The following is a 4,873-nucleotide window of genomic DNA, read 5'->3' on the forward strand; positions in this document are numbered from 1 at the left end:
CGCCGGGGGTCGGGGCGCCGGGTATCTCGCCTCCGGTCATCTCGGCTCCTCCCCCTTCGGCGCGCGGCCCGCGCCCGGGAGGCCCGCGAACGCCTGGGCGATGTCCAGCCAGCGGTCCGCGTCCGCCCCGTGGGCCCGTACGGCGAGGTCGGCGCGGTGGGCCCGTTGGGTCACCAGCAGGCCGAAGTCGAGCGCGGGTCCTGTCACGCGCTGGGGCGCGTCCTCGGGGCCGTACGACCACAACTCCCCATCCGGACCGGTCAGTTCGACGCGGAACGGCTCGGGGGGCGGTGGCTCGTCCCGTACGGAGTAGGCGTAGTCGCGGGTCCGTACCCCGATCCACGCGACGTGCCGCAGCCGGGCGGTCGGCACGCGCCGCACGCCGAGGGCATCGGCGATGTCCTGGCCGTGCGCCCAGGTCTCCATCAGACGCGCGGTCGCCATCGAGGGGGCGCTCATCGGAGGCCCGTACCAGGAGAAACGCGCGCCGGGCGGGGTGTCGCGCAGGGCCTCCCACAGGCGGTCGCGGCCCGCGCGCCACCGGGCGAGGAGTTCGCCGGGCGGGAGCGCGGCGCCCTCCCGCGCGCCGCCGTCCACGAAGGAGGAAGGCGCGGCGAGGGCTTTGCGCGCCTCCGTGGCGAAGGCCCGTTTGTCGGTCAGGGAGAGCAGCGCGGCGCTGTCGGTCCAGGTGAGGTGGGCGATCTGGTGCGCCACGGTCCACCCGGGGGCGGGGGTGGCCAGGCCCCAGTCCCGTACGCCCAACTCACCTACCAGGCCGTCGAGTTCGTCGCTCTCGCTGCGCAGATCGTCCAGGACTGAGGCAGAGTCGGACACGGGTGCGCTCCCTCGGACTCGGACACGGCGGTGTGCGTGTCCCGGAGCATCTCAGGGGCCGGAGAAACAAGCAAGCGTGCTTGCTTTACTTCTCGGCACCTGCTCCGGCGCTCCCGGTCGCGGTGGGCGCGGTCGTCGCGCGAGCTGCCGCCCGCTTCCCCGGCCCCGCTTTCCGCCGCCCCACCTGGGTCCGTACCGCCCCCATGCTCGCCGCGATCACCAGCGCGATCGCCAGCGCCTCGGTGGTGGAGAGCGCCTGGTCCAGCAGGAGGAACCCGGCGCTCGCCGCGATGGCCGGTTCCAGGCTCATCAGCACGGCGAACGTCGAGGAGGGCATGCGGCGGAGGGCGAGCAGTTCCAGGGTGTACGGCAGGACGGACGACATCAGCGCGACCGCCAGCGCGAGCCCGAGGGTCGACGGCACGATCAGCTTGGACCCGGACTCCACGATGCCGAAGGGCAGCGCGATCACCGCCCCGACCCCCATGGCCAGCGCGAGGCCGTCGGCCTGCGGGAAGCGGCGGCCCGTCCGCGCGCTGAAGACGATGTACGCGGCCCACATGGCGCCCGCCGAGAGCGCGAACGCCGCGCCCAGCGGATCGAGCCGGTCGAACCCGCCGCCGCTGAGCAGCAGCACCCCGGCCAGCGCGAGCCCCGCCCACAGGACGTTCACCCACCGCCGGGAGACGATCACGGAGAGGGTGAGCGGGCCGAGGACTTCGAGGGTGACGGCCGCGCCGAGGGGGATGCGGTCTGCGGACTGGTAGAAGAGCCCGTTCATGGCCGCCAGGACCGTACCGAAGACGACAACCGTGCCCCAGTCGGCGCGCGAGTGGCCGCGCAGGGTGGGGCGGCAGAAGGCGAGCAGGACGACGGCGGCGAGCGCGAGCCGCAGGGAGACCACGCCGAGGGCGCCGGTACGGGGCATCAGCAGGACGGCGATGGCGGCCCCGAACTGCACGGAGAGCCCGCCCCCGATGACCAGCGCGACGGGCCCGAGGGAGCGGGAGGGGGACGCGGCCTCCGGGACGCCCCCGGCCTCCACGACACCCGAGACCTCCGGCACCGCGACGGAGGCGGTGGCGGAAGCAGCGGCGGGAGCAGCGGCGGGAGCAGCGGCAGCGGTACGCGGCTCATCCACCGGAAACCTCCAGAATGTCGTGGTCGGGCAGGCTGACGCCCGGACTCACGTTACGGCTCCGCGCCGCGCCCGTGAAATGCCTTTTGGACTGCCGTTATGCTCCGCACGCATGAGCATCGAGCTGCGTCATCTCCGCTGCTTCCTGGCCATCGCCGAAGAGTCCAGCCTGACCAGGGCGGCGGCCCGGCTGCACCTCACCCAGCCCGCCGTCTCCCGCAACCTCGTCGCCCTGGAGAAGCACCTCGGCGTACGGCTGGCCGAGCGCTCCACCCATCACCTCGCCCTCACGGCGGAGGGCCGCGCCTTCCGCGAGCGGGCGGCCGCCGCCGTCGCGGCGTTCGACGACGCCCTCGACACGGGCCGGCTGCGCCGCAGACCGCTGCGGCTCGGGCACGCGTGGTCGGCCTTCGGCCCGTACACCACACCGCTGCTACGGCGCTGGGAGCGCGAGCACCCGGAGACCCCGCTGGAGCTGCTCAGGATCGACGACCGAACGGCGGGGCTGATCCGGGGCGAGGTCGACGCGGCGCTGCTGCGGGGACCCGCGGTGGTGGGGACGCCGGGGCTGGTGACGGAGCTGCTGTTCACGGAACCCCGCGTCGCGGCGGTGCCGGCGGACGGCCCGCTGGCGGCGCGCCCGACGCTGACCCTGGCGGACCTGGCGCCCCACCGGATCCTGGTGAACACCGTCTCGGGCACGACGACCCCGTCCCTGTGGCCTCCGGAGGCGGGCCCGGTGTCCACGGTGACGGTGGCGAACACGGACGACTGGCTGACGGGGATCGCGGCGGGCCGCGGGGTGGGCGTGTCGAGCGCGTCGACGGCGGACATGCACCCCCACCCCGGGGTCGCCTACCGCCCCCTCCCCGACGCCCCACCGCTCCAGGTCTTCCTGGCCTGGCGCGAGGGCGCCGCCCACCCGGCCACCCAGGATCTGGCCACCCTGGCCTGGCAACTGGCCACGGGCACGTAGGCCGCCTTCAAGCGGCCGGACTCTGCGGGCCGGGCCTCACGAGTCGGGCCCCATGAACCAGGCTCTACGGCTCCTCCGACCGCTGGTCCAGCGCCTCCGCCAGGACTTCGGCGAGGTGGCGGGGGTGGTGGGCGGTCAAGTGGGTCAGTTGGGTGCGGCAGGAGAAGCCGTCTGCCAGGAGTTCGGCCTCGGGGGGTGCTGACCGTACCGCCGGGAGCAGTTCGTCTTCCGCCACCGCCGTCGACACCTCGTAGTGGCCTCGCTCGAAGCCGAAGTTGCCTGCCAGGCCGCAGCAGCCGCCGCTCAACTCGCCTGTCAGGCCAGCTCGTTCGCGGAGTCCGCGGTCCGCCTCGTCGCCGAGGACCGCGTGTTGGTGGCAGTGGGTCTGGCCGGTGACCGGGCGGTTCAGGTGGGGTGGGGTCCAGGCCGGGGCCTGTTCCTCCAGGGTTTGGGCGAAGGTGCGTACCGCTGCGGCCAGTTGGGATGCTCGGGGGTCGTCCGGCAGTAGTTCCGGGAGGTCGGTGGTCAGGGTGGCCGCGCAGCTCGGTTCCAGGACCGTCACCGGCCCGCCCGCGTCCAGGACAGGTTGCATGTGGTCCAGCGTGCGGCGCATCACCTTGCGTGCCTGGTCCAGTTGGCCCGTCGAGACGTACGTCAGCCCGCAGCACACCCGGCCCTCCGGCACCGCGCAGCCGATTGCCGCCGCCTCCAGCACCCGGACCGCCGCCCGCCCCACCTCCGGTGCGAGGTGTTCGGTGAAGGTGTCCGGCCAGAGGGTCACCCGGGGGGTGGAGTGGGCGGGCGCCTCACTCGCCTGACGGCCTCGTAGCCAGTGGGTGAACGTCTCAGGCGCCAGGGCCGGCAGCGTGCGCTCCCGCGCGATTCCCCCCGCCCTCTTCGCCAGCGCCGCCAGCATCGGCACCCGCGCCGCCGCGTTCAGCACACGGGCGAACGGGGTCGCCGCCCGCAGCCACACCGGCAGCCGGCCCATCGCGTAGTGCGCGGCCGGGCGCAGCCGGCCCCGGTAGTGGTGGTGCAGGAATTCCGCCTTGTACGTGGCCATGTCGACGCCCACCGGGCAGTCGCTCCGGCACCCTTTGCACGACAGGCACAGGTCCAGCGCGTCCCGTACCTCCGTCGACCGCCAGCCGTCCGTCACCACCGGGTCGGTCACCCCTCGGCCCACCGGCCCGCCCGCCTGTCCCGCCCGTCCCGCCAGCATCTCGTGCAGCAGCCGCGCCCGGCCGCGCGTCGAGTGCCGCTCCTCGCCCGTCGCCCGGAACGACGGACACATCACCCCCGCCCCCTCGTTCGGCCCGGCGACCCGGCACTTCGCCACGCCCACGCAGCGCCGTACCGCCGCCGAGAAGTCCCCTCCCCCGCCGGGACCGTCGTGCGGATACGCGAACACCACGTCGACGGGCTCGCGCGGCAGCACGGCGAACCGCAGGTTCTCGTCCAGCCGCGCCGGGCGCGCCAGCACGCCCGGGTTCATCCCGCCCGCCGGGTCCCAGACGTCCTTGAACCGGCCGAACAGCGCGACCAGTTCGGGCCCGTACATCGCCGGCAGCAGCTCCGCCCGCGCCAGCCCGTCGCCGTGCTCCCCCGACAGCGAGCCCCCGTGCGCGACGACCAGCGCGGCCGTCTCCTCCGAGAAGCGCCGGAAGCGCCGTACGCCGTCCTCGCCCAACAGGTCGAAATCGATGCGGACATGGATGCAGCCGTCCCCGAAGTGCCCGTACGGCGTGCCCCGCAGGCCGTGCTGGGCGAGCAGCGCGCGGAAGTCGCGCAGGTACGCGCCCAGCCGGGCCGGGGGCACCGCGCAGTCCTCCCAGCCGGGCCACGCCTCGCTGCCGTCGGGCATCCGGGTCGCGGTCCCGGCCGCGTCCTCCCGTACCCGCCACAGCGCCCGCATCCCGGCCGGA

At 74.5% G+C, this 4,873-nt stretch carries 4 protein-coding genes; 1 reads left to right on the plus strand and 3 read right to left on the minus strand.

What is annotated here, in order from left to right; genetic code table 11:
* Window positions 1–36: 36 nt before the first annotated feature.
* On the minus strand, window positions 37–834 hold the full coding sequence (locus tag GT042_RS05185; RefSeq protein ID WP_161307511.1) for a TIGR03084 family metal-binding protein: 798 nt from the start codon (window positions 832–834) through the stop codon (window positions 37–39).
* 85 nt (window positions 835–919) lie between these two features.
* Window positions 920–1,975: an EamA family transporter gene (locus GT042_RS05190; protein ID WP_161307512.1), complete on the minus strand. Its 1,056-nt coding sequence runs from the start codon at window positions 1,973–1,975 to the stop codon at window positions 920–922.
* Window positions 1,976–2,084: 109 nt separating this feature from the next.
* On the opposite strand from GT042_RS05190, the gene GT042_RS05195 reads away from it, so the two are divergent.
* Complete coding sequence (locus GT042_RS05195; RefSeq protein WP_161307513.1) at window positions 2,085–2,948, plus strand: LysR family transcriptional regulator; 864 nt, start codon at window positions 2,085–2,087, stop codon at window positions 2,946–2,948.
* Between the two features lie 64 nt (window positions 2,949–3,012).
* Here the strand turns inward: GT042_RS05195 and GT042_RS05200 are convergent.
* On the minus strand, window positions 3,013–4,873 hold a 1,861-nt coding region (locus GT042_RS05200; RefSeq protein WP_202532374.1), incomplete at its 5' end, for an FAD-linked oxidase C-terminal domain-containing protein.

Source organism: Streptomyces sp. SID3212, from assembly GCF_009865405.1.
Lineage (GTDB): Bacteria > Actinomycetota > Actinomycetes > Streptomycetales > Streptomycetaceae > Streptomyces.